Origin of the sequence: Acinetobacter sp. WC-743 (assembly GCF_000335555.1) — a bacterium.
GTDB classification, from domain to species: Bacteria; Pseudomonadota; Gammaproteobacteria; order Pseudomonadales; family Moraxellaceae; genus Acinetobacter; species Acinetobacter bereziniae.
Genome location: NZ_AMFQ01000038.1, coordinates 1 through 26440 on the forward strand (window position 1 = coordinate 1; position 26440 = coordinate 26440).

Genomic DNA, 26440 nt, shown 5'->3' on the forward strand with positions numbered 1-26440 from the left:
TCGATACGACAAGTTAAAACGGAACTATGAAAGTTCTGTTGCATTAGCTTGTATATTTTTATGGCTCCCCTTGTAGGTTAAATTATGAACCCTAAATGTCAACAGACCCTAAGCACGAGATATAAAAATATCTTGAATACTCCCTTTGTTTTGGCTATTCCTATTAAATTCCTATATCTAAAATTGAGATAAAAAATCCTAAAAAATTTATATATAATGAATAAGCATAAAATTTAAACAACGTTATGAAAAAATTCAACAAAAGCGATTGTTTTACCTCATAAATTAATAAAAAAATTGATATTTAATCTGATGCAGCATGATACATTGTTAAAAAACAACCACTATGTATAACATTGATTTATTGATATGATTAATCAATCTTTAGGGGCAGTTTTAAACAATTAAAATTCCTTTAAAACTTCACTCTAATTCCCAAATGTAAAGATCATAGATAGCGCAATACGACATGTACGTCAGCGCATTATTTATTTTCAAAGATGTTAAAAATTCGATTTAAACCATCGAGAATGCAAGGGACTCAATTCGATTGCATTTCCTACTTAGGACTGATTCATGAAAAAGCTGTTTGGCGTTTTACTCAGCGCATCTGTGCTTACCCTTTCTGCTTGTGGAAAACAAGAAGCTCCAAAAAATGACACTGCTCAAGCAGATGCAGGAAAAGAACAAGTCGTAACTATGGCTTCAACGGGTTCGGATGCAGATATTTGGCGTTATATCGCAACACTTCCTGAAACCAAACAAGCAGGAATTAAGCTTGAAGTTAAAAATTTCACTGACTATGTTGCAATGAACACTGCTGTTGCCAACAAAGAAGTCGATATTAATGCTTTTCAATCGTACGCTTACCTTGTGGCTTTCAATGATTCTAACAAAGAAAAAATTGCACCGATCTCTACAACTTATTTAGAGCCAATGGGGATCTACTCTAGCAAAGTTAAAAAAGTTGAAGCGTTCGCAAATGGTGCAACGATTGCGATTCCTAACGATGGTGCAAACGAATCACGTGCTTTATTGTTGCTTCAATCTGCTGGGTTAATCAAATTAAAAGATGGCTTTGATCTTGTTAAAGGTACACCTGCTGACATCACAGAAAATACTAAAAAAATCGTGATCAAACCAATTCAAATGGCAACTGCGGTTCGTGCTAAAGATGAAGTTGATGCGATTGTTTTAGGCAACACGCTCGCAATGGAAGGTGGTTTAAATGTACTTAAAGATTCAATTTACTATGAACCAGTAGACCAAACCACCAAAATGAATGTCAATGTATTAGCGGTAGCTGATGCGCGTAAAGACGATCCTATCTTGAAAAAAGTGGGTGAGTTATATCATGTTGCAGCTGTTGGTAAATATGTTCAAGAACACTTTGGTGGTACTAAAGTGGATGTGAATAAACCAGTAAGCTACCTTACAGAAGCAAAATAGTCTTATAATGGCTTATAAACAAAACAGGCAAAGCGACTTTGCCTGTTTTTTCTTTTTAGTATAGTTTTTGACGATATGATTGAATTTAAAAACATTTCAAAACACTATGAGTTAAAAGGTCAGACCATACGTGCGCTGGATCAGATTAATCTGAAAATTCCTGCGGGCAGTATTTTTGGCATTATTGGCTATAGTGGCGCTGGTAAAAGTACCTTAATCCGCTTGATTAACCTGCTTGAGCGCCCCAATGAAGGTCAGGTCATTATCAATCAAAAAGACTTTACAGCACTTGATGCACGTACATTACGTCAAGAACGTGCAAACATCGGGATGATCTTTCAGCATTTTAATTTACTACAAACCAAAACAGTGGCAGACAACATTGAAATGCCTCTGAAATTATTGGGCGTAAACAAGTCTGAACGTGAAAAACGCCTAAATGAGTTGCTTGAGTTTATTGACTTAAAGCATAAAAAAGATGCGTATCCCGATGAGCTTTCAGGTGGTCAAAAACAACGTGTCGGTATTGCTCGTGCCTTGGCAAATCATCCAAAAATTTTGCTTTGTGATGAGGCAACTTCTGCACTCGATCCACAAACCACAAAATCTGTGCTTGCTTTGCTTAAAAAAATTAATCAGGAACAAGGGATTACTGTGGTGATGGTTACCCACGAAATGGATGTCATCGAATCTGTATGTGACTATGTGGCTGTCATGGAACAAGGGAAAGTCATCGAAACGGGTTCAACTCTTGAAATCTTTAGCCAACCACAACATCCTACGACAAAAAACTTCATACAGACTGTTTTACAGCAACAATTGCCTGTAAATATTTTAAATAATTTAGAAAATCAAAATCATAAAAGTATTTACAGCCTACAATTCCTTGGCACGTCTGCTCAGGAAACTGTCGTTCAAGCTGCAATTAAACAATTTGATGTCAGTTTGAATATATTGTTTGCCAATATGACTGAAATTAATGGTTCAGTGATCGGTCAAATGTTTATTCAGCTTCTCGGTGATGCAGAAAATATTCGTCAGACGATCGAATTTTTTGAAAGAAATGGTGTAAAAGTTGAACAGTCAGGAGTGCGAGTATGAGAGAGCTCATTGTACAGTGGCTAACAACTTTGACCGCTCCCTTTTGGAAAAGTTCACTCAGCATTGACCAATTTGTTACAGCAATGCAAGAAACTCTACAAATGGTTTTCTTTGCGATGTTGTTCGGTACAATCTGGGGCTTTATTCAAGCCATTATCTTATTGGTTACTCGCCCAAATGGTATTCTGCCGAATCGTACCGTTTATCAAATTCTGAACCCGATTGTAAATGCTTTACGCTCACTACCCTTCATTATCCTGCTTATTGCTGTATTCCCACTGACAAAAGCACTGGTGGGTACTACCATCGGAACATGGGCAGCAATCGTTCCGTTAACGATTTATGTTGGTCCATATATTGGACGCTTAGTGGAAACGTCGCTACTCGAAGTAAATGAAGGAATTATTGAATCAGCTCAAGCAATGGGTGCATCTCCTTGGCAGATTATTTTTAAATTTATCATTCCAGAATCACGCAGTTCTCTGATCCTGAGTCTAACCACAGCGACGATCAGTTTGATTGGTGCAACTGCTATGGCAGGGGCCGTTGGTGCTGGCGGTATTGGTGATTTAGCTATTTCTTATGGTTATCAACGCTTTGACCAAAGTGTGGTCTATCTCACTGTTATTGTATTGTTGGTTCTAGTCCAAATTGTTCAAAGCTTAGGAAATTGGTTATCTAAACTGAGATAATCGTGATTCTGAAATCATACCCTCTACCTTGAGGGTATTTTTTTGATTGCACTCAGTATAATTTGAATTGAACCCTATAAAAGTTAGTCCTTACTCGCTAGTCTCTTGATCAAACACTCATAACTAAGTAAGTTATGGAAAATTTAAGGCGTCTTTAAAATGAATAAACTTAACCAAATATTTAATCGAACACTTATATCAACACTTTTTCTTTTTACGATGGGAAGTTTTGCACATGGTTCCGAAGATTACACCACAACAGTAAAAGTAAATGGAATAGAACTCAATCAAGCAATTAGTGCAGTACAAGTTGACAAATTATTAGGGAAAAATAGTCAAAAGATCACCAAAGAGTACGCAGAATGTACAGGAAACTATGAATATTCAACCTCTACACCATCTGGAAAAAATTTGAAATTTGAAATATTTGCTGAAGACAACCCACAAATTAAATCTGACAGTTTTTATAAAAATAAACAAAACTTTCAACAACTGGGAACAACCAAAGGGCGTGTTTGGTTATCTTGGTCAAATAGTCAGAACATCAATGACAGTATTTTCGTGAATAACCAAGCCATCACCCATCAATACACACTCAATCAATTTAAAAAAGATTTTCCAAACAGCGCAAAGAACGGCACAGATGTTCTGATTTTAACCAGTGCTGAAGCGAAACAATATTTAAAAAAATCCACCGAATTTGAAATAGGTTATACCGCCTATGTCCATTTTGATTTCAAAAACGGTAAGCTAAATAAACTTGAAATCAACCAAGGAATGGCTTGTTAAGTTGACTTAGCATAGCTGATCATTGATTGGCTATGCTTGACAATTGAAATCCTTCAGATCAACCAACAGCCTACTTTCTCATTCTCACTCCCTGCTTTAATGCATGCTTAGCGAGATGATTTAGTGACTTTCCAACTTGTCTATTGAGTGAATTTGATATTAAATTTAAGTCAGCGTATACAGGGAATACAATGATGCAATTTAAAATTCACGTCATCGATGTTAAAAACCAATTACAAAACTATATTTGGCTTATCGAACACCAACAAAGCCATAATGTTATTGCGATTGATCCGACTGAAGCATCATTGGTTGAGGATTATTGTAAAGAACAGCAACTTAATTTAGAGCAAATCTGGCTCACACACTGGCATAAAGATCATATTGGTGGTGTTCCAGAACTGATTGCGAATCGCAATATTCCTGTATATGGACCACGTGAAGAACTAAGTCATATCCCCTTTATAACTCACCCACTACAACATGATGATCAATTTGAATTCCATGGTGTCAAAATTGATATTATCGCGGTACCAGGACACACCTTAGGACACATTGTTTACTTCATAGATGCGCTTGATAGCGTATTTTGTGGAGATACGCTTTTTGCTATGGGTTGCGGTCGCATGTTTGAAGGAACGCCAGAACAGTTTTATCATTCGCTCAATCGCCTTGCAGCGCTCCCACCAAGAACTCAAGTATATTGCACCCATGAATATACTCTTTCAAATGCACAATTTGCTTTACACATTGAACCTGAGAATCGCGCCATTCAACAACGAGCAGAAGAAATTAAACACCTGAGACAACAAGGAAAAATTACCTTACCCAGCAGCATTGAAATCGAACTTGAAACCAATCCATTTTTACGTGTTGAAAGTGCTGAAGAATTTGCTCGAATTCGGGCGCTTAAAGATAATTTTTAACGCGTTATACTGAGCCAAACTTGCATATTCAAGCTAAGCCAACCCAAACCTATTTTTTTTACCAGCCTCTCAATGCGCAGTATTGTGACTACACGCCTATACCAGTGCTGTGCGAGATATGAAAGCATTGGCAGAATTTCTGCATCAATATAGCTACACATGTTACACAGCTTCCTATTCAGGACATGGCTTAGCGATTGATGATTTTTTAAATTACACCTCAACAGATTGGTTATAGGATAGCCATAAGGCTTATCAATTCTTAAGGCAACAAGGTTATGAGAAAATTGCTGTCATCGGTGTATCTTTAGGCGCGATATTATCCCTTGAACTCAGTGAAAAGTTCCCTGTCTCTGCATGCATTAGCATGTCTGCACCACTAGAATGAAAAGTAAATGATCTTTTTAAACACCTAGAGCAATATAACAACTACCTTAATCTGTTTCTAAATAACAAGACAACGCTCAACTCACTAGACTGAGCAAAAAAATCGATGAACCAGCTTCAAACACTTCAACAGCTCATTCAGACGACAATTAAAGACACTGCGTCGGTAATAGCACCGATTTTTTTATTATATGGAGAACTTGATGATGCACTCTATCAATCGAGTGCTCAGACAATTTATGATCATGTGAATTTTACTAAAAAAAGATTAAGAATTATTCCAATACAGGACATCTCATGACACTTGGAGTTGATCAAACACAGTTTTTTGGCGATATTTTAGAATTCTTACAACAATATCATTCAATATAAGCTGAATCCCCTCTATTTCTGTTAAATTTACTTACATTTAAAGCAACGAGAATGAGAAAATTTCTGCTTTTAAAAAACCATAACTTTGCATCAAAATATTACAAACATGTTTCAATAATAAATCTAACCATTTGTTTTATTTTAGTATTTTAACAACTATTCATATTATATTCATACTGATAGCAAAAAAATACGCATTGATACAAAAGCGTCATTTCTCAAAGTGCTCAAATATTGATATAAAAAATAAAATTCAACAAATTCCCCCTTTAAAAGTTTAAAGGTCATCCCTATTAAATTTGTAGGCAGGAATTAAGGAGATCTTCTGTGAAAAAAGTTGTTAAGGCAAAAAATTTAATTGCATTTCGTATTTGGTTAGAAAAATTAGGCTATTCAGTCAAAAACTTAGCGGATGGTAAAGGATTTACTTTCAGTTTTAAAAAAGAATATGGTTTAGTGACTTGTGATTTATCTGGTAATAATTTGGCAATGCAACTGGGTGAAGAATTTGAGGATCACTTAAAAGCTTAATTCAAGTCTCTATTATTTTTAATATTTAATGAAGTCTCTCTGAAAAAGACCAAATTGTTTTTTGATTTGGTCTTTTTTATTGCCTTAAATATAAAATTACAGGCAATAAAAAAGCATGATAAAAATCATGCTTTTTCGAATATGGTGGGGACGGAGAGACTCGAACTCTCACGCATCGCTGCGCTGGAACCTAAATCCAGTGCGTCTACCAATTTCGCCACGTCCCCGGATAAAACAACTATACGAATATAGTTTAAAATAAGTTGGCAGAGGATCAAGGATTCGAACCTTGACGAACGGTTTTGGAGACCGTCATGCTACCATTACACCAATCCTCTATTACATTTCATTTTGTTTTGATGCCACAAAATGAATTGCTTGGTGGGGACGGAGAGACTCGAACTCTCACACCTTGCGGCGCTGGAACCTAAATCCAGTGCGTCTACCAATTTCGCCACGTCCCCAATGGCTGTGTATATTATAGAGATCGTTTTGTTATGACAAGCCCTTTTTTCGAAAAAACCACTCGATTGTTTAAATAAAAAACAAAAGCTGCAAATACTGCTTTTTGTTTAAACAATTTGGCTTAATACTTGTTTTATTTGATAAATATTTGAGCAACGTTGCTCATTTTTTTTGTTCAACATACTTTTTAAAATGCACTCTAAATATTTAAAACGATCTGGCAAACACACATTCAGCTTTTGGCAATGCAAAATTGCCCAGTCTTGATAGCTTTTTGCAGACAAACGTCGCTGTGTTAACCATTCCAACCAAATAATGCCCAATGCGTAAATATCAGATTGAAACGTTTTTTGTTGTGCGTGAAATAATTCCGGTGCCATATAACGAGGCGTTGCAGTTATTATCGGCTTTAATCCATAGCGATTTTGCTCAATACTGCAAGCTTGCTCAAAGTCGATCAGATAACTGCGCTGTTGTTGAGAGCGAAAGTGCTGAAGTTTTAAATCACCATGTATAAAACCATAGTTATGCAAGTTTTCCAGCACCTCCAAGCTCGACATCAATTTACCGTAGACATCTTCTTGGGGGAATTGATCACTCACAGGTTTAAACAGAAGCTCAGTATCTTTAATCCAGATCGCTTGTTCAATTATCGCTTCATCTAACTGAAATTGTAGATACGGATCAATGATTGAAAAATCGCACAGCACCTTATGAGTTGGTGTCTCTAAAGCATTTAATTGTGTATAACAATTTAACTCGTTTAAAAAACTTTGCTCATAATCCTGATTGATATTTTTTATTTGTAGCTTTAGCCAAAAAAATTGATCGCCCTGTTTAAGCTGATAAACACGGCGACCAAATTTTTGACTTTGAATTGAATTTGATGCGACTGGAAGAATAATTTTGTTTTGGCTCATACTTCCGATAGCTGCCCAACAGCTTGAGAATGATTTATAGAATGGTTCAGCACTTCCAGACAGTGTTGAATTGTCTTACCAATACGGGCATGTGTTTCGATACTCGAGATCTTCGGCCATGTAGCCCGCTCCCCTTCTCTTTGCAATAACTTAAATAAATGAGGGCGTGGATTTTGCAACATATAACTATAATGACGCAGGCTATAATTTCCAATGATATTCACATCACCATAATAGCGTTGGTCAATCACGCCATAACCATGATCAAGCAGACGTCTCATTGAAGGTATACGCCCCATTCGACCACGAGCAAAATCCATAATCCCCATTGCCGCCATTCGTCCTTGCATCCGAACGATACGTTGTGGCCAACTCAATAGATCTTTACGATAGCGTTCTTCATCGTTCTGCATAAAGGGTACAATATGCGGATTTACTTGACTGGCAATGGTATAATTTAAATTATATAAACGAGACAGACGTTCTTGAGGAAAATCACTGCGTACACTACCATCAACCCAACGCGTATTGGCTAAATACGGCGTATGAACACCATCATAACGTTTGCTGATTAAACGGACTGGCGGAAATAAAATCGGTACTGCACAAGAAGCCAACACCGCACTCCATACCAATAAATCTGGTGAAGTATATTTATTCATAATCCGTGCATCTTCTTGAGATACATCATATGGTGCAACAGTAACGTTAATGTCTAAACCAGATTTTTCAAAAGCTTCTTCAAAAGTTACATCACCTAAGTTTTCAATCAAAAACTTTTTCAGATAACGCACATCTGCAAAACCACCATTGCCTTTAATTAATTCTTTAAAACTACGAAAATGAAAAGCCTCACTATAGAACTGATCACCTGACAAAAGATTTGGAATTTCTACTGGTTCATTGACACCCAACAGCGCAGTCATGATCGCTCCAGCACTTGAACCAGAAAGTACCTTTGGCATCAAATCTTGTTCCATAAGTGCTTTGCATACACCACTATGAAATAAACCTAATGTCGCACCACCTGAAAACATCAGTGCAGGTTGACCATAGGCTTTTTCACAGTTTTTAAAAAAATCTCGTTTACTGTTTAAACATAATGAATGGCAACTTTCAGAAGCGATAAATGCCAAACTGTTACTCACTTCATCTATATAGTCTTCAATGATTTTTTTAGTCCCAACATAGGTATGTGCGAACAACATTGGATGCCCAATATTTGCAACATCGTGACTAAATCCTTCTCTGAGGATATACATCAAGTCATGTGTACGATTTTGCTGTCGATAACGTCGCAAAAGGTTTAAACGATGTGAAATGATCTCAGCATCAAAATAAGGAGACCCATTGTCAAATTTCCATTCTTGCGCACCGGTTTCTTCATCTAGTTTTAATGCAATCGACTTCCACTCTTCGTAATTCTCCGCATGTTCAAGTTTTCGCTTTAATTTTTTGATTCGATAGGCTTGGTGCGGATTTAAATCCTGAGTGAGTTCTAATAGCATTTCTAATTTTCCTTTGATTTCAACCCGAGGATGAAGACTCATCTGTAAACTATGCTTAAAAATAAGCAGATAATCAATTACCACAAGTCATTTAATTTTTTGGCAATCAACGCCAATAATCACCAATTGAGATGAGCTCAATAAAATTACTGTGCTAATATCATCCATACTTTGTAATTTCTGAAAATAGCGAACGGATATGGCAACTTTAGATTTACCAGACAATATCATCCAAAAATTATCTCAAGTTCTTGATCAATTACAGCAATTTTTACCTAAAACCAAACAAGAACCTGACTTTTCGGCAGTTGCTTTTCGATGGCATGATCAACAACTCAAAGCCATTTACAATCCCAAAGCCATTCACCTAGATGATCTTAAAGGAATCGAAAGGCAAAAAGCCAAAATTTTACAAAATACCGAACAGTTCCTGCATGGATTACCTGCAAATGATATCCTACTGACAGGATCGCGTGGTACTGGGAAGTCTTCTATTGTACGCTCCTTGTTAACTCAGTATTCTGAACAAGGTTTACGTTTAATTGAAATTGAACGTGATGACTTATCAGATCTTCCAGAAATTCAAAAAATTATCCAAAATCGTCCTGAAAAATTTATCGTTTATTGTGATGATTTGGCATTTAATGCTGAAGATGAAAATTATCGTAGTTTAAAAAGTGTCTTAGATGGTTCTTTACAGTCCGGTTCGAGTAACTTTGTGATCTATGCAACCAGTAATCGTCGTCATTTATTGCCGGAGTTTATGCACGAGAACACCCCCGTTACCAAAGTCGATGTACCTCAATATAAAGAACTCCACCCTCAAGAAGCCATTGAAGAAAAGATTTCTTTATCTGATCGCTTTGGAATGTGGCTGTCATTTTATCCCATGGATCAGAATCTTTATTTGGAAATTGTTGAACATTATCTTAAAAAAGAATCCATGCCCTTTGGCGAGGAAGTTCGCGCTGAAGCACTGAGATGGTGTCAAGCGCGTGGACAACGTTCAGGACGTGCCGCATATCAGTTTTCTAAGCACTGGATTGGTTCTGAGCGATTAAAATCAGTCTAATCTTTATCCTGTCTTTCAAGTATTTGCCAACCAATACCCTGATTCGAATATCAGGGTATTTTGTTGATTATGTTGTTCTTTACTGAAAACAAATCATGTTTTAGCAACACGTGTATTTCAACATATTCAACTGCAACATGTTACATATCAGAATTGTTGGAATTACATGCAATTGAATATCAAATATATTAAAACATTATATTCTATATATATTTCAATCATTTAAAATTCCACTACTAATTTCGTCAGCTGATGATATTTCAGCACATCGTAGTTTAGGCGTGATAAAATAGCACGCAGTTTCATATAGGATTGGTCTATGCAGTTTGTTCATCTTGGTATTCATACCGAATTTTCGATTACCGAATCGATTGTACGTATACCTGATCTGATTAAAGCTGCTGCATCTGATGAAATGCCTGCTTTAGCCATCACTGACCTCTCTAACCTGCATGCCGCAGTCAAGTTTTATAATAAAGCATTAGGTAAAGGCATTAAGCCTATTTTCGGCAGTGTGATTCGTCTCAATGATGCCAACCATAAAGCAACCCTGCTTGCAATGACCAATAAAGGTTGGCGTGGACTGACAGAAATCGTTTCTCGAGGTTTTATTGAAGGTCAACAACTTTCAATTCCATGTATTCAAAAGCAATGGATACTTGAACAATCCGAAGATATCATTGTTCTATTAGGTCTACACAGTGATGTTGGGGAAATGCTCTGTTCAGCATACCCAGAAAAAGCTGAACCTTTACTTGAGCAGTGGATTGAAAAATTTGGCAATCGGGTCTATTTGGCGCTAACTCGAACAGGTCGTCCACTTGAAGAAGACTTCAATCAAGAAGCCGTTAAACTTGCCGCAAAATATAAGATTGGTGTGGTTGCACACAATGATGTGCATTTTATCACCGCAGAAGATTATGAAGCGCATGAAGCGCGTGTCTGTATTGCCGATGGATATGTGTTAGGTGACAATAAACGTCCAAAAAACTATAGTCCTGAACAATATTTTAAAACATCTGCTGAGATGATTGAACTATTTGCTGATCTTCCAAGTGCTATTGAAAATACACTGCAAATTGCAAAACGTTGCACAGTCTCTCTGCGTTTAGGCTTCCATGACCTGCCTGATTATCCGATTCCTGAAGGTCACACCATTCACTCCTATTTCGAGCATCTGTCTGAAATTGGTTTAGAAGAACGTTTAGACTTTCTTTATCCTGTTGAAACACGAAATGAAGATTGGGCGGAAATTCGTAAACCTTATGATGAGCGACTGGCTTATGAGTTGGGCATCATTAACAAAATGGATTTTCCTGGTTATTTTTTAATCGTCATGGACTTCATTCAATGGTCAAAAAACAATGGTGTTCCAGTTGGTCCGGGACGTGGTTCGGGTGCAGGCTCACTGGTTGCATATAGTTTAAAAATCACCGACTTAGATCCACTTCGTTATGATCTACTCTTCGAACGCTTCTTAAATCCAGAACGGGTATCCATGCCCGACTTTGATATTGATTTCTGTATCGCAGGGCGAGATAAAGTTATTGACTATGTGGCACGCCACTACGGTCGTGATGCTGTATCGCAAATTGCGACATTCGGTACCATGGCGGCTAAAGGTGCAATTCGAGATGTCGCTCGAGTTTTAGGAAAATCTTACGGTTTGGCAGATCGTATTTCCAAAATGATTCCAACAAAACCTTTAGGTTTAACTTTAGAAGAATCTATTGAAGCAGAACCTCAACTCAAAGACATCGTCACCAATCCATCCAATCCAGATTATGACGATGCTGCTGAAATTTGGGAAATGGCGCTTAAGCTTGAAGGTATTACCCGAAATACAGGTAAACACGCTGGTGGTGTAGTGATTGCACCCACCAAGATTACTGATTATTCAGCAATCCTCTGTGAAGCTGACGGTACGGGTCGAGTTGCACAATTCGATAAAGATGATGTCGAAGCGGCAGGCTTAGTTAAATTCGACTTCTTGGGGCTACGTAACCTTACTGTAATTGAAGATGCAGTTCAAAATATCAATAAGCGAATTCAATCGGATCAACCATTAAACATTTCAAATATTATTTTGGATGATCCAAAAGCTTATGCTGTTTTTGCTGATGCAAATACAACAGCGGTGTTTCAGTTTGAATCCGTGGGCATGAAAAAAATGCTCAAAGAAGCTCGCCCGAGTAAATTTGAAGAAATTATTGCCTTCGTTTCTTTATATCGCCCAGGTCCTATGGATCTAATTCCTGACTTTATTCATCGTATGCATGGCGGTGAATTTGAATATTTACACCCGCTGCTCGAAGGTGTACTTGAACCGACTTATGGGATTATGGTCTACCAAGAACAGGTTATGCAAGCAGCACAGTTTTGTGCAGGCTATACCCTCGGTGGTGCAGACTTACTTCGTCGTGCAATGGGTAAAAAGAAAGTCGAGGAAATGGTCAAGCAACGTGCCACCTTCATTGAAGGTGCTGCGAAAAAGGATATTGATGAGGCTACCGCAAACCATATCTTTGACTATATGGAAAAATTCGCAGGTTATGGTTTTAACAAATCACATGCGGCAGCCTATGCTTTAGTTGCCTATCAAACCGCTTGGTTAAAAGCACATTACCCTTCGGAGTTTATGGCTGCGGTCATGTCTTCTGAAATGCAAAATACTGATAATATTGTATTTTTAATTGATGACTGTCGAATCAACAATTTAGTTGTATTGCCTCCATCTGTGAATATGTCGTTCTATCAGTTCTATGCCAGTGATGCGACAACCATTATTTATGGTTTAGGTGCAATTAAAGGTGTCGGTGAACAAGCCATGCAGTCCGTGATTGACTCACGTGAACAAGATGGTCCATACAAAGATTTATTTGATTTTTGCCACCGTGTAGATTTGAAAAAAATCAATAAACGAACCTTGGAAGCCTTAATCCGTGCAGGCGCACTGGATTGTTTAGGTATTGAACGTTCGAGCTTAATGGCTCAACTTCCCGAAGCTGTTCAAGCAGCAGAACAAGCCCGATCAAACCGTGAAACAGGCATTATGGATCTGTTTGGTGAAGTTGAAGAAGTTCAACGTAAACCAGCCAAGCCTGTGAAAGCGTGGTCAGATGAGGTACGCTTAAAAGGTGAAAAAGATACGCTTGGCTTATACCTGACTGGTCACCCAATTGATGTATATCGTCCTGAGTTAAAAGCATTTATCCCTCATAAGATTAATGAACTGACACCAACACGTCGTGGTGTAACTACAGTGTTTGCCGGCTTAGTGGTCGATGTGGCTAACTTCCCCAATCGTATGGTCATAACATTGGATGATGGTACAGCTCGTATCGAAGTTTCCTCCAATCATGAGCGTTTCCAACGCTTTAAAGATATCATTCAGAATGAAAAAGTGGTGGTGATTGAAGGTGAAATCTATGAACGAGAAGGCTTTGATCGTCCAATGGGGCGCTTAACCAAAGCGTTTACACTCAATGAAATTCGTCAAAAACGTGCCAATAATATTGCGATTAAATTAAACCCAGAAGTCATCAGCAAAACCTTAGCCTCAGATATTCAAAAAATTTTACTGCCATTTTGCAATGTAGATATGTGCCAACATATCCCTATACACATTTTACTGGACTATGATTATGCAACGGCTGATTTGCATTTTGGACAACAATGGAAAGTTGCACCTTTAGATGAACTCTTATCAAAATTACGAGACTATTTTGGTAAGGAGTCGATTCATATTGAATACCATGTCAAATCTAAGGCGGCTAAGGCAGTTGACCATCGTGAATTGGCACAACCTACTCAAGTTGCACCACCTCCAGACAATATGAGCATGGATGATGCAATGGATGAGTATCTCGCTGATGCAAGTCAATACTCCTAACATCCCCTATCTTCTCTTTATTTAATTTTTGGAACATCAATGGACATTTTTGACAATGCTGTGATTTCACAGCATTTAAGTCATGTACGTATTGTGATGGTCAATACCACACTGCCTGCAAATATTGGTAGCGCCTTACGTGCAATGAAAACAATGGGATTATCTAAATTGGTTTTAGTCGCACCTAAAACTTATCCACATCCAGATATTGACGCTTTGGCAGCAGGCGCAACAGATTTAATCGAACAGATTGAAATTGTAGAATGCCTAGAAGATGCAATCAAAGACTGCCATTTAGTGTTTGGTACCAGCGCACGTAGCCGTACTATTCCATGGCCGTTGTTAGATGCTCGCCCTGCCGCAGAAAAATCAATGCAGTCTGTGATTCACAATCAACAGGAGGTTGCTGTCGTTTTTGGTCGAGAAGACCGTGGACTGACCAATGAAGAACTTGCACTAGCAAACTACCATGTCACAATTCCTGTAAATAGTGATTATGGCGTATTGAATGTCGCTCAAGCTATTCAAGTGATCTGCTATGAAATGCGTATGGCGACCTTGGCACTGGCAGAGAAAACTGTTGATACGCAAGCCGTGATGCAAGTAACAGACTCAACTGATATGCACTGGGATGAACCACTGGTCACACATGAACAGATGGAACAATTTTATCCCCACATCGAAAAAATGTTGGCTGAAATTGAATTTTTAGACCCTAAAAACCCACGTCTTCTTCCTTTACGGTTGCGTCGATTATTTGGGCGTATACAATTAGATAAGATGGAATATCATTTATTAAGGGGCATTTTTAGCCGAGTTCAAGCCCTAAATAATGGTACATGGAAAAAGTCAAAACATGAGGATCAAAACTAATGCTAAAACAGCTTAAAGAAGACATCCAAGCTGTATTTGCGCGAGATCCTGCTGCGCGAAATACATTTGAAGTTTTAACCACATACCCAGGCATACATGCATTAATTATGCATCGTATCGCTCATGAATTATGGGAAAAAGATTGTAAAACTTCAGCCAGAATTTTGTCTTCTTTCAGTCGTTTTGCAACAGGAATTGAAATTCATCCCGGTGCTAAGATCGGCAAACGTTTCTTTATCGATCATGGCATGGGTGTGGTTATCGGTGAAACTGCTGAAATTGGAGATGATGTGACCTTGTATCATGGCGTTACGCTCGGTGGTACAACATGGAATACTGGTAAGCGCCACCCAACACTTGCCGATGGTGTAGTCGTAGGTGCCGGAGCAAAAATCTTGGGTCCATTTGTGGTAGGTAAAAATGCCAAGGTTGGTTCAAATGCAGTAGTTACTAAAGCAGTTCCTGATGGTGCAACAGCCGTAGGCAACCCTGCTCGCTTTATTACTAAAGACAAAGAAGTTATTACAACCGCAGAACCGCGTTGTCCTGAGCAAGTTGCCAATACCGTTGAAAATACTGAGTTCCAAGCCTATGCAGCAACTCAAGAACAACCCGACCCAATGCTTGAAGGTATGCGCGTGTTGCTAGATCGGCTTGAACAAAACGAACAACGTATCCATAGTTTATGTACACGCCTATCGATTTTAGATCCAACATTTAATTTACAACAAACGATAGAACAACCTTTAAGCGATGAAGAAATCAAAATCATTGAAGAAGTTAGACGCGAATGTGAAGCACAAAAAACGTCTTCAAAAGCTTAGGGCATATTGATATTTTCTAATCTGTTGATGTTGGCTAAATGGTTTGCGTTGTAGTCTAAAATTCAGCATAAAATAACCAAATACTAGCGTTGTTTTTAAATTTCATGACGAATTGACAACAAATCCTCATGTATAATTTTTAATAATACGAACTAAATCAAGTTGCATGTTCAGACGTCTTTTCATAGACTGATGCGCATGCAGTTTTTTTAATATAAATTAATGGAAGAAACACATGACGATTAAGCCTTTGGCATATGCATTGCTCGCAACATCATTACTTACTGCGTGTTCTATTACACCGACCAAACAAAGTAACAAAATAGATGCAAATGAGCCTTTCATTTATACTGAACCAGAATTATCACCACCCTTTTATGCATTAAATCCATTCGACTACACGCAACCCCCTGTTTTTGAACTTGAATTGAAAAAAGCTGCTGCCCAACCTGTCAATAAACTAGAAGTGACCGATCCAGCGAATCCAAATCAAAAAATTGTACTGGATACCAATAAATTAATTGTACCTACAGTGAACAGCTCGCAACGTGCTATGAAATATGCTGTTTTAGCAGGTAGCAATGAAATTGACATTACGGCGATTGATGATTTCTTGCAAATGGTTGAAGGTAAAGCGCGTCATTACCCACCACAATTTAGCGACCGTAAAGAACGTAAAGGTTTTGAAGGCAAATTAAAAGAAGTGTCTACTCAACTCGACCAACTTGCTGCTGCACCGAATGCTTCTTTTGATATTCTGATTCGTGCATTTAAAGCCAGTATTCTCGGGCGTAACCTTGACCTTGGTTCTTCTTATACAACCAAATCATTGGATTATGCACAACGTATCCTGAAGATCAATAAAGAAGATCCAGAGGCAAACTTATGGTTTGGTTTCTCTTTATCTGAAGGTGGCGGTCAAAAAGAAGCGATGCCATATTTAGACAAAGCAATGAAAGCTGGTGTCCAAGAGGCTTATCTATCTTCTGCCAATAATTATATTGGTATGGAACAAAAGAAAAATGCTGTCCAAACTTTGAAAAACTATAAAGTGAAATACCCAGAAGAAGCAGAAGTTGCTGATCGCTTGATTCAAGAAATTGAAAAACAAGGTCGTTATAATGTTTGGCAAGTGATGAAAAACCCAGCTCTCGCGAAATAATTTCTAGGCTGAAAAAATAGACTGAGCATTCAGTCTATTTTTTTGCTTATAAATTGAAATTCTAGAAAACTATCGTATTATTCAGAAAAGATTGATCTCGTTAATGTTTATGCAAAACTCAAAAAATAAAATTTTGCTCTATGTTTTAGCCATCAGCCCATTGATTTTCTCTGGATGTCAGGTTGTAAGTGTAAAAAATCAAAAGGTTAATGTTACGATCGCCAATGAGCGTGATAGCATTTTAACACGCTCCAAAATGAGTGAGGCAAGTTTAAATGTGCTCTCCATGACGGGTCGTGAAGCAAAATCATGTGCAGAAGAACCTGAAAAATGTGTTGCAGATTTGGCTAAAATCCCACAGATTCAAGATGAACAATTGCTGTCTACAGCCAGCGAAATCTATCTGACTAAAGCAATTAATTTAGCTGACTCATCCAATTGTAAAATCAGCGTATTTTCTAAGCATCAATCTACAGAAAAGCAGCAAAGCACCCAGAAAAATTATGAACAATGTTTAGACCAACAAATGGTCATGTTGGATAACAGCATTCGTTATAGTTATGCTTATTTATTTAAGACAGAACGCCAACCCCAAGATCGTATTTTCAATAACCGACAGGTTCAAATACGTGATTTTTACAATCAGGCATTGGCAAAGCTCATTTCCACCTATGCGACACGACATAAAAATCAAAAAGTCGCCAAACAAATCAAAGTGGGAACAAGTACATACCGCATCAATTTTAATGGCTATCCTGCAATTGCCAATACAGAGTTAGAAGATCTCGTCTCCAGTTACAATCTAAACTTTTCAGGTTTACGCTCGATCAACCGTAGAGATGGTTTCGGCGCAGAGTTTGTTGCGATTTTACCGAAAACTGATGCCCCTGAAGAAAACAAATATATTGTCAATCCGTTTGAATACCAATATAAACATGGCATAAATCCCAATATTCACCAACCACGTTATTTATCGGTGAGTATTGCGGCTCAACCTGAAAATGCCAATGAATCATTGCAGAACATCTTGCATAGCCCAAATTTCCAGTTAAATATTTATGATCCTTATAGTGTCGAAAATATTAAAATTGGTGGTAAACAATACCCGCTTGCAGCTAATTTTTCTGCACCATATGGTTTATGGCTTGCACAAAATAATTTAGGAATCGCTGCATATCTTAGCTTAATTGATCGCGATCAAAGCTTGACCATGCCACACTTATACATGCTTGAACCCTATAACCCCAATAAGAAAGTCATTGTATTGGTGCATGGTTTAGCCAGTAGCCCAGAAGCATGGATTCAACTAACCAACGATATTATGGGAGACAATGTCCTCCGCGAACACTATCAGGTTTGGCAAATTTTCTACTCAACCAATATGCCAATTTTAGAAAGTCGTTATCAAATCAATGCGATCATCAATCAAAGCTTTGCCTCAATTGACCAAAAATCAGCCTCAGCAAAAGATGCCGTATTGATTGGGCACAGTATGGGTGGCATTATCGCACGCCTATTGGTCAGTGATGCTGATCTCACTCAGCCTGCATTAAAAATGCTGAATAACCGCAAGTTTGATAAATTCAAAGATGATCCGATCTTTAAAGCACGTTTAACCATTCAATCAGTACCCAACTTTGATCGTGCCATTTTTATTTCAGCACCTCACCGTGGTACAGCATTTGCTGACCGATGGTTTACATTGGCTGCTCGTCGCATTATCAAACTACCAGGCGCGTTTCTCGGCGCTTTAGCGGACTCGATTGATGAACGTGATCTAAATGCGAAAAACTTTCTAAAAGATGTAGGTCATGGAATTATTCAGAATGGACCAAGTGATCTAAGCCATAATTCCAAATTTACCCAATTAACTGAAAATGTAATGCCTAAAAAAGCAATGGTCTATCATTCAATCATGGGCAATATTACGGACAGTAAAGACCCCAAAGTCATGACTGATGGTGTCGTTCCTTATACCAGTTCACACCTTGATGGTGCCGCTTCTGAAGTAATCATCAAAGGTGGACATTCAATTCAAGAGACACCTGAAGCAGTATTAGAACTTCGCCGTATTTTAAGATTACATCTGATTGAACTTGGTATATATAAACCCTAAGAAATATAGTAAAACGCCAGTCAAATTGACTGGCGTTTTTAACGAGTATGCGTTTAAAATTTTTTTTGACGAAAACAAACTACAAAAAAATTATTCACCATTTCCTGTAAATAAGGCGACAACTTCAGCCTCAGTCAGCTTTTTGGTCTGATTTTCAAAATTATAAAAAGCGGGTTTATTGTCGATATAAATTTCCATATCAAAATGAATATCTTGTGGTTGTTCATCTAAAGCAAAAGCATTGATATTACAGTAGCTTTGATCTTTAGTACGCCAAAATAAATTGGTCCCACAAGCATTGCAAAAACCACGCTCGCCCCATTCTGACGAATCATAAATACTTAAATGATCATTGTTAATAAAGTTTAATCCGCCCTGTTCGACATCAAGGGTCATGATCACACCGCTGGTTTGTCTGCGACAAATTGAGCAATGACAAGCATGTACATCATGATTTTTTAATTCCACATTGAATGTTGTTTTTCCACAGACACATTGCCCTTTCATAGGTATATCCTTGTTTTTAGAAATTTCCAGTTACGGTACTATATTTAACTGTTGATGTTATGGTGAAGCATAGATTTTTTATACAAATCTGAATTTTGTAATCTAATTATAATTGAAAACTAACATAATTAGCTCTAGATTAATAATCACTACAATTTAAATAGAATAGTTGGAAAACTATGCGTTATAAGATTATAGATGTTTATAAGCTTCATCATATTCAACGGTATATTGCAAAATGTCTAAAAACTCAATCACCACAGTTTATTGTGATTGAAAGCCATCAGACCTTGTGTAAAGAATTAGATATTATTGATGTGGATTTAAGTCAATCGGTTGCAACATGGGCAACAGGTGAAAAAATAGCGTTAAAAATACTGCACAAATCCGATCATATCGAAAAATTTTACGATATCGAATACTAAAAAATTATTCCTTTTTCCAAAAATATTTGACAGCCATCATCAAGCATTTTATTTTGATATTTAAGTTCCTTTTTAGAACTTTAATAATAGGACGAAGTGATGAAACAGCTACAAGAAATGACTGGACTAGAATTTTTACAAGCCATGGCAAATGGGGATATTCCAAGAGCATCCATCAGTGAAACAATACCGATGGATTTACATGAAATCGCCCCAGGTTATGCCTGTTTTAAAGTCAAAGCGGATCAACGCCATTTAAATCCTTTAGGTGGCGTACATGGTGGTTTTGCTGCTACCGCATTAGATTCAGCAACAGGCTGTGCGATACATACCACATTGGAGGCAGGTGTTGGCTATGGCACCATCGATTTAAATGTAAAAATGTGCCGCCCTGTCCCGAAAGACAAAGAATTACTTGCCATTGGTCAAGTCATTAATTCAAGTAAAAATCTGGCAATTTCTGAGGCAAAACTGGTCGATGAAGATGGCAAGTTATATGCACATGCCACAGCGACCTGTATGATTATTCGTCCATAAACGAATCAGTTGTGCTATTCATCATGAATAGCACTTATTCTGCATCAGCCTGCTGCTTCTCTATCAATTGGATTTTACCCATTTTAAGTTGCTTAGATGCATCATCCCATTCTAAATTACGTTGACACATGATTGCTTCGGCTCGACTGATTTCATCCATATTTTGACCGCAATAGCCACCACCCACTTCGATTTGCACGATCGCCTTGGGTTGATGCTCTAAAACTTGATATGAAAAAACAGTGCTGTTAAAAATCTCTTGAATGCTTTTACCATCTTTAGATTGATAGATCACCAGTTGATCACCACCATGACCTCTAAATACCCCATCCTCAATACAATAAATTGAATCAGGTTCATAGATATATTCTGGTTGTTCATCCCCCATTAAATCGACTATCTTTATGATACTGTTCAAATCTTGTTTTTCAGGTGTTTGACAGCGTTGTTCTGCCTCAGTCACTTGTTTAATCAAGGCTTCTGGATAAGTAATAGTTGAAGTATTGGCGTTCTTTTTAGGCTCTGAAACAGTCGGTGGGATTTCTACTTCAGGTTCGCTTTCCACTTGACTTGCGACTGCTTGAGAATCAATCGACTGCTGTTGTGTTTTTATATCTTCTTGAGATTGCTTATGTTTCTGACAAGCCGTCAAAAATAAGATACTGCTCAGTACAACAAGATTTAAAATTTTCAAAATATTCTCTCATTCAGTGTTTCTATATATTTGATATTGAATAAAGATGCCGAATCGCAATTTACGTTGACAATATCATTTTGATTTTTTGACATATCATTTTTTACCAATAAGCCATTATTTATAAAGATGATAAAGATTTAGATAAATTCATTTTAGCACTTTCTTCCAAATGCGCTCTAAAATATTCAGTCTGATACAAAGGTTGCATGAGATAAAAATGCTGTAGCACTTCTGCCCTTTTTACTTGATAAAGCTCTTGTTCTACCCATGCATACTCTAATCGAATCTGCTGTTCATATTGCAGAAAACGTGCCTCAGAGCTCCCCAAAATCGCCAGATCAATATCCAATAAATAATTAAGATCATCTTCTTGAGAGGGCTGATGCTTTTGAGTTGCAATAATCCATTGATACGCTTTTTCAACAACAGACTGTTTAAACGTATTCTGACAGAGCTTTAACATAAGTTCAGTACTTTGCACTTCATTGTCTATGGCTTGAGGGTTATACACCACATCATGAAACCAAATCGCCAACTCAACAGCCGTAGGATCGTCTAAGTAAGCCTTCACTTGATGAAATAAATTCAGACATTCCACAATATGTTGCAGTGTATGATAATGCCGTTGAGGCTCAGTATAAGCACGCAATAAAACTTCATACAAAAGATTATCTTGTACTTTAGACATCTCGGCTTTTTGGGTAAACTCAAGCCAATATTTACGGAATAAATTGACGATATTTTCAGTGCTATCTATGATCATATGTATAGGATACATGCTACTTTTATCTATTAATACAACATTTTTGGCTGTAATCACATGATCAATAAATCAAAATTTTCAGCACCTACACATTTAAATCATTTTGTCACTTATCAACATGAGGCTTATTTTAATGACCTAATGGAGATCGAATGGCGAGGACAAATACAATCTTCTACACAGAATAAGCGATTTAAAATTAAATATTATGGTGAACTGTTTGAAGAATATCGGCTCATTTGTGGGACAGATTTTGCACCTGAATTGATTTATGCGGTCGATATTGACAGCAACGAAGAAATATTACTTTTTGATGGGGCACGACATGGTTATGACCCGATGTTTTGCGATGAGTTTACCAATGAACAACTAACTAACCGACCATCAATACATGAATATAAAGATCAGGACGATCAAACTGTTTTTAATGTCATCGTAAAGGTTTATCACAATATTGACTACAATGACATTGAAGAAATCGAGAGTTTAGCCAATCCAGTTGGGGAAATTGAACTCATTTCAGGGGAAATTATTTCAGTAGATCAGCTTAAGGCAAATGCATTTGATTTTATTCAAATCATGGTGGTGAATTCTTTAGGTAATGTATATCGTATTTTTGAACGTGAATTGGCTTAATGCTAAGCCAATTCTCAAAATCAATGATCTTTTAAGCAGTTTGCTCATCACGCTTGAATACAAGCTCACCTTTCAATGAACTTTCAGCATCAAAATAATAACCGTCCAGATTAAATGATTTTAAATCATCTAATTTTTCCAATTGATTTTGTATGATATAGCGTGCCATTAAGCCACGTGCTTTTTTGGCATAGAAGCTGATCACTTTATACTGACCATTTTTCTGATCTAAAAATACAGGTTTAATGATATCTGCCTGAATTTTTGCTTCCTTAACTGATTTATAATATTCATCAGAAGCGATATTCACCAACAACTTTGAATTACTTTTCTGCAAGTCTTCATTGATGAGTTGAGTGATGCGTTCTCCCCAAAAATCATAAAGATTATGACCACGCTCATTGGCAAGTTTAATGCCCATTTCTAAACGATATGGCATCATTAAATCCAATGGACGCAATAAACCATATAATCCTGAAAGACTACGCAAATGATCTTGTGCAAACTTTAAATCATCTTGCGACAAACTATAAGCATCTAGCCCAGTGTATACATCGCCTTTAAATGCAAAAATGGCTTGTCGAGCATTAGAAAAATCAAAATCAGCATTCCAATCACGGAAACGTTCAACATTTAAATTGGCAATCTTCTCACTAACATGCATTAAACGAGCAATATCGGATGCAGATAGTTTACGACTTAGGTCTATAAGCTGTTGAGATTGGTCTAATAGTCTTGGTAAAGTGTGGCTATCAGTCGGCAGTGCGGTTTCGTAATCTAGCGTCTTAGCAGGGGAAATTAAGGCGAGCATGGTCTTCCTGATCAAAAAATAACTAATCAAACTATAACAGTCGGAATATTTTAATTCCAATTCATGTTTTCTGTGAGCAGAATCGGTAAACTATATCACTTCCCTGCTTTATGATCGTTTAAATTATGTCCGAACAACTGTTCATTCAAGGTTCGGTTGGCAAAATCGAAGTTTTTGTTGACTATCCTGTGGGCGAAGTAAAAGGATTTGCTGTCGTTTGTCATCCTCACCCACTTCAAGGTGGTACCCCTCAACATAAAGTTCCAGCTTTACTTGCACAAATTCTCAACGAACAAGGTTGTGTCGTTTATCGTCCAAGCTTTCGAGGTTCAGGACAAAGTGATGGTGTCCATGATGAAGGTTTTGCCGAAACTGAAGACATTTTAGATGTCATCAAATACGTTAGACAATTACACAAAAGTCTACCTTTCTATGTTGGCGGATTTAGTTTTGGTGCGCATGTGATGGCAAAAGCCTATCATGCCTTACCTGACGAAATTAAACCCAAACAAATGATTTTATGTGGTTTGCCAACTTCTACAGTTGATGGTCTACGCCATTATGTTACACCACCGATCAAAGGCGATATTCTCTTTGTTCATGGTGAAGCAGACCCGACCACTAAACTCAGTGATTTAATTGAATGGGCAAAACCACAACGCCATTTGATCACCGTTCTTCCGGGCGCTAACCATTTCTTTACAGGTTATTTAAAACAATTACGTGTTGCAATTTCACGTTTCTTATTAGTGCCTTAAAGCAGTATTACAGAAAAAATGAAATCAATAAGGTGGTTCACTCACCTTATTGATATGTTTATATCATCCCACTGTAACCCAAATTTCGCTAAATACTTTTTCACACGATCACTGTCATTGGTACTTTGCCTCTGCTCACGTGATACAGAAAATAATCGCCGTCCTGCGTCTGCCATGGATTTCGACTTTTGGCATATTTCGATGACTCCTTGTAACTGAATACGATCAAACTCATCAATTTGCGCTATTTGTTCACGGGTTAAAATATCTGTCAATATAGAAGGCTTGTTGCCCTTTTCTTGCTCAGAGATATTCCAAATACGTTGAAGCCGTTGAATTTCAGTATTTACTTCGTTTAAGCCAATCCGCTCCCCATTTGCCAATGTCGCCATTCGAGTCACGCTTGCAGTAAGATCTCGAAAGTTGCCTTGCCAAATTGCCTCTACTGATTGAGCAAATTTTAAGTATTTTTCAAGTGCATCACTATGAAAGCGCAATTGTCGTTGATGTGCAGTAGCAAAGCGCTGTAATTCAAATGTGATATTTGGTTCAATATCTTCAACACGATCTTTTAGACTGGGTAAGAAGAATGTCCATGTATTTAAGCGTGCCCATAAATCTTCTCGAAAGCGACCTGCTCTAACTTCTTCACGTAAATCTCGATTAGTCCCAGCAATCAATTGAAAATCAGCTTGAACTTCTTTATCACTTCCCACAGGGAAGAAAGATTTATCTTCCAATGCCTTAAGTAACATTGCTTGTTCATCCAGTCCTAATTCACCAATTTCATCGAGAAATAAGATGCCGTTATCCGCACTTTTTAAATAACCAGTACGTGCTGCAATCGCCCCGGTAAATGCGCCTTTGTGATGACCAAATAAAGTGGACATTGCACTATCACCCACCAAAGTTGCACAGTTCACGTCAATAAATCGACCAGCGAGATGAAATTTTTCCTTTTTCAGTTGATAAATTTGCTTGGCCAAATGTGATTTGCCCACACCAGTTGCACCCATAATTAAAATCGGTGCGCTTGAACGGGTGGCAACCAATTCAACCTCTTGAATGAGTTGATTAAAACCTTTATTTTTTGTCGCAATATTGGCTTTTAACTGTTGCCAATTTTCGGATTGCTCATGTTCAAAACGCTGTGTTAATGCTGCATACCGCGACAAGTCCAAATCAATGATGCGATATTCACCTTCAGGTTGCTGTTTCCCTGTGGGTGAGCTTTGAATGAGTTTTGCAGGCAAATAGTGCGCATCAATCAAGAGATACCAGCAGATCTGAGCGACATGTGTACCTGTCGTAATATGCAGTAAATAATGATTATTATCGGTATCAAAAGGATAGGATTTTACAAAATCGTAGAGTGCTCCATACATATCCGAGAAATCCCAAGGATCTCGAATATTGACTTTGTGTCCTGTGATTTTGGTCTGTGGGGAAATTTCAAAGGCGTCTTGCTGTAAATGCGCAATCAAGCTGGCATTACGTCGATCATGTAATAGCACCAACTCATCAACAACTAAATCATCATGCATCAACAGACTTATCGTAGGACGCCATCGTTGCCATCGTTCGGGCTTTTTTCCTTGATCTAAGGTAGAACCAACAAAACCAATTACAACTTTTTTTTTAAATTTTTGCATATTTCTATAAATCTATAAAAATTTATATATCTTGTCTAAATCATAGTTTTATTTTATCAATAAGCAAATATTATTCGCTGTATTGAGCCTAATATTTTTTAAAAATCACTAGGGTCTGTTGACATTTAGGGTTCATAATTTAACCTACAATGGGAGCCATAAAAATATACAAGCTAATGCAATAGAACTTTCATAGTTCCGTTTTAACTTGTCGTATCGAGTGGCTATTCCTCGAAATTGCTTTAATCTACAGAACATATTTTCTACTAAGTGCCTGATTTTATATAAATACCAATCCATATGGTCATTGTTTGATTGGCTATTGGATTTTTTAGGTATATTCGCTTTTGTTCTAGTTGCTCTAATCTGCTCTCTTAATGGCTCTGAATCGTAACCTTTATCTCCACATACAACCTCTACCTCATTTAAATCGAGTTTTGAAATTAAATCAGGTGCGACTTTAACATCATGCGTGGTTCCATCAGTAATAATGAAATCAATAGGATTACCATTTGAATCTACAACTAAATGTATTTTGGAGGAGTTTCCTCCTGCACTTTTAGAGATTGCCTGAT

General features: G+C 37.5%; 25 protein-coding genes and 3 tRNA genes. 17 read left to right on the top strand and 11 right to left on the bottom strand.

The window, feature by feature from the left end; genetic code table 11:
* Nucleotides 1-576: 576 nt before the first annotated feature.
* From ACINWC743_RS05090 to ACINWC743_RS05120, 7 genes are all read left to right on the top strand, one after another.
* A complete protein-coding gene (locus ACINWC743_RS05090; protein WP_004824470.1) occupies nucleotides 577-1449 on the top strand; it encodes a MetQ/NlpA family ABC transporter substrate-binding protein in 873 nt (290 codons plus the stop codon).
* Between the two features lie 75 nt (nucleotides 1450-1524).
* Complete coding sequence (locus ACINWC743_RS05095) at nucleotides 1525-2550, top strand: methionine ABC transporter ATP-binding protein (RefSeq protein ID WP_009584641.1); 1026 nt, start codon at nucleotides 1525-1527, stop codon at nucleotides 2548-2550.
* Nucleotides 2547-3242 (top strand): methionine ABC transporter permease, encoded by a 696-nt coding sequence (locus tag ACINWC743_RS05100; protein WP_009584644.1) that lies wholly within the window; start codon nucleotides 2547-2549, stop codon nucleotides 3240-3242. The genes ACINWC743_RS05095 and ACINWC743_RS05100 overlap by 4 nt, the downstream gene beginning before the upstream one ends.
* Before the next feature lie 159 nt (nucleotides 3243-3401).
* Nucleotides 3402-4031, top strand: coding sequence for a hypothetical protein (locus ACINWC743_RS05105; RefSeq protein ID WP_009584658.1), 630 nt, complete (start codon nucleotides 3402-3404; stop codon nucleotides 4029-4031).
* Between the two features lie 191 nt (nucleotides 4032-4222).
* Entirely contained in the window at nucleotides 4223-4957 is a 735-nt protein-coding gene (gene gloB, locus ACINWC743_RS05110; protein ID WP_005032230.1) for a hydroxyacylglutathione hydrolase, read from the top strand.
* A gap of 493 nt (nucleotides 4958-5450) precedes the next feature.
* Complete coding sequence (locus tag ACINWC743_RS24775) at nucleotides 5451-5645, top strand: hypothetical protein (RefSeq protein WP_009584648.1); 195 nt, start codon at nucleotides 5451-5453, stop codon at nucleotides 5643-5645.
* A 398-nt stretch (nucleotides 5646-6043) separates the two neighbouring features.
* Nucleotides 6044-6247 (top strand): hypothetical protein, encoded by a 204-nt coding sequence (locus ACINWC743_RS05120; RefSeq protein ID WP_004719296.1) that lies wholly within the window; start codon nucleotides 6044-6046, stop codon nucleotides 6245-6247.
* Between the two features lie 142 nt (nucleotides 6248-6389).
* Here ACINWC743_RS05120 and ACINWC743_RS05125 read toward each other — a convergent pair.
* The 5 genes from ACINWC743_RS05125 to ACINWC743_RS05145 form a co-directional block, all read right to left on the bottom strand.
* Nucleotides 6390-6474: transfer RNA gene (locus ACINWC743_RS05125), tRNA-Leu, on the bottom strand.
* Nucleotides 6475-6511: 37 nt separating this feature from the next.
* Nucleotides 6512-6585, bottom strand: a tRNA-Trp gene (locus tag ACINWC743_RS05130).
* A gap of 41 nt (nucleotides 6586-6626) precedes the next feature.
* Nucleotides 6627-6711, bottom strand: a tRNA-Leu gene (locus tag ACINWC743_RS05135).
* A 108-nt stretch (nucleotides 6712-6819) separates the two neighbouring features.
* Entirely contained in the window at nucleotides 6820-7632 is an 813-nt protein-coding gene (locus ACINWC743_RS05140) for a protein kinase domain-containing protein (protein WP_009584650.1), read from the bottom strand.
* Nucleotides 7629-9140 carry a DUF3336 domain-containing protein gene (locus ACINWC743_RS05145; protein ID WP_009584647.1) on the bottom strand — a complete coding sequence of 504 codons (1512 nt, stop codon included), beginning with the start codon at nucleotides 9138-9140 and terminating at the stop codon, nucleotides 7629-7631. The genes ACINWC743_RS05140 and ACINWC743_RS05145 overlap by 4 nt, the downstream gene beginning before the upstream one ends.
* 199 nt (nucleotides 9141-9339) lie before the next feature.
* Between ACINWC743_RS05145 and ACINWC743_RS05150 the strand changes: the two genes are divergently transcribed.
* The 6 genes from ACINWC743_RS05150 (at nucleotide 9340) to ACINWC743_RS05175 (ending at nucleotide 19079) form a co-directional block, all read left to right on the top strand.
* A complete protein-coding gene (locus ACINWC743_RS05150; protein WP_004824480.1) occupies nucleotides 9340-10212 on the top strand; it encodes an ATP-binding protein in 873 nt (290 codons plus the stop codon).
* Nucleotides 10213-10531: 319 nt separating this feature from the next.
* Nucleotides 10532-14104 carry a DNA polymerase III subunit alpha gene (dnaE, locus tag ACINWC743_RS05155; RefSeq protein WP_009584643.1) on the top strand — a complete coding sequence of 1191 codons (3573 nt, stop codon included), beginning with the start codon at nucleotides 10532-10534 and terminating at the stop codon, nucleotides 14102-14104.
* A gap of 39 nt (nucleotides 14105-14143) precedes the next feature.
* The gene (locus tag ACINWC743_RS05160; RefSeq protein WP_005032245.1) at nucleotides 14144-14977 is read left to right on the top strand and encodes an RNA methyltransferase; all 834 of its coding nucleotides are present in this window, start codon (nucleotides 14144-14146) and stop codon (nucleotides 14975-14977) included.
* Nucleotides 14977-15801, top strand: a complete 825-nt coding sequence (gene cysE / locus ACINWC743_RS05165; RefSeq protein WP_009584659.1) for a serine O-acetyltransferase — start codon at nucleotides 14977-14979, stop codon at nucleotides 15799-15801. Before ACINWC743_RS05160 ends, cysE begins: the two co-directional genes overlap by 1 nt.
* A 235-nt stretch (nucleotides 15802-16036) precedes the next feature.
* Nucleotides 16037-16963 (top strand): ABUW_2363 family tetratricopeptide repeat lipoprotein, encoded by a 927-nt coding sequence (locus ACINWC743_RS05170; protein ID WP_005032249.1) that lies wholly within the window; start codon nucleotides 16037-16039, stop codon nucleotides 16961-16963.
* 103 nt (nucleotides 16964-17066) lie between these two features.
* A complete protein-coding gene (locus ACINWC743_RS05175) occupies nucleotides 17067-19079 on the top strand; it encodes a lipase family alpha/beta hydrolase (RefSeq protein ID WP_009584652.1) in 2013 nt (670 codons plus the stop codon).
* Between the two features lie 90 nt (nucleotides 19080-19169).
* Here the strand turns inward: ACINWC743_RS05175 and ACINWC743_RS05180 are convergent, their stop codons facing one another.
* Entirely contained in the window at nucleotides 19170-19586 is a 417-nt protein-coding gene (locus tag ACINWC743_RS05180; RefSeq protein WP_009584655.1) for a GFA family protein, read from the bottom strand.
* A 179-nt stretch (nucleotides 19587-19765) separates the two neighbouring features.
* On the opposite strand from ACINWC743_RS05180, the gene ACINWC743_RS05185 reads away from it, so the two are divergent.
* Both ACINWC743_RS05185 and ACINWC743_RS05190 read left to right on the top strand, forming a co-directional pair.
* Nucleotides 19766-20011 (top strand): hypothetical protein, encoded by a 246-nt coding sequence (locus ACINWC743_RS05185; RefSeq protein WP_009584645.1) that lies wholly within the window; start codon nucleotides 19766-19768, stop codon nucleotides 20009-20011.
* A gap of 99 nt (nucleotides 20012-20110) precedes the next feature.
* A complete protein-coding gene (locus tag ACINWC743_RS05190) occupies nucleotides 20111-20548 on the top strand; it encodes a PaaI family thioesterase (RefSeq protein WP_009584642.1) in 438 nt (145 codons plus the stop codon).
* Between the two features lie 34 nt (nucleotides 20549-20582).
* Here ACINWC743_RS05190 and ACINWC743_RS05195 read toward each other — a convergent pair whose 3' ends face one another.
* A complete protein-coding gene (locus ACINWC743_RS05195; protein ID WP_009584651.1) occupies nucleotides 20583-21242 on the bottom strand; it encodes a hypothetical protein in 660 nt (219 codons plus the stop codon).
* 121 nt (nucleotides 21243-21363) lie between these two features.
* The gene (locus ACINWC743_RS05200) at nucleotides 21364-22008 is read right to left on the bottom strand and encodes a hypothetical protein (RefSeq protein ID WP_009584653.1); all 645 of its coding nucleotides are present in this window, start codon (nucleotides 22006-22008) and stop codon (nucleotides 21364-21366) included.
* A 57-nt stretch (nucleotides 22009-22065) separates the two neighbouring features.
* Between ACINWC743_RS05200 and ACINWC743_RS05205 the strand changes: the two genes are divergently transcribed.
* Nucleotides 22066-22644 (top strand): hypothetical protein, encoded by a 579-nt coding sequence (locus ACINWC743_RS05205; protein ID WP_009584657.1) that lies wholly within the window; start codon nucleotides 22066-22068, stop codon nucleotides 22642-22644.
* A gap of 31 nt (nucleotides 22645-22675) precedes the next feature.
* Here ACINWC743_RS05205 and yaaA read toward each other — a convergent pair whose 3' ends face one another.
* Nucleotides 22676-23455 (bottom strand): peroxide stress protein YaaA, encoded by a 780-nt coding sequence (gene yaaA / locus ACINWC743_RS05210; protein WP_009584646.1) that lies wholly within the window; start codon nucleotides 23453-23455, stop codon nucleotides 22676-22678.
* Between the two features lie 125 nt (nucleotides 23456-23580).
* Between yaaA and ACINWC743_RS05215 the strand changes: the two genes are divergently transcribed.
* Complete coding sequence (locus tag ACINWC743_RS05215; protein WP_009584649.1) at nucleotides 23581-24213, top strand: alpha/beta hydrolase; 633 nt, start codon at nucleotides 23581-23583, stop codon at nucleotides 24211-24213.
* A 41-nt stretch (nucleotides 24214-24254) separates the two neighbouring features.
* On the opposite strand, the gene rtcR is transcribed toward ACINWC743_RS05215, so the two are convergent.
* Nucleotides 24255-25865, bottom strand: a complete 1611-nt coding sequence (rtcR, locus tag ACINWC743_RS05220) for an RNA repair transcriptional activator RtcR (protein ID WP_009584654.1) — start codon at nucleotides 25863-25865, stop codon at nucleotides 24255-24257.
* A 144-nt stretch (nucleotides 25866-26009) separates the two neighbouring features.
* Nucleotides 26010-26440, bottom strand: a 431-nt coding sequence (locus ACINWC743_RS05225; protein ID WP_009584640.1) for an IS5 family transposase, incomplete at its 5' end; no start/stop codon positions are given.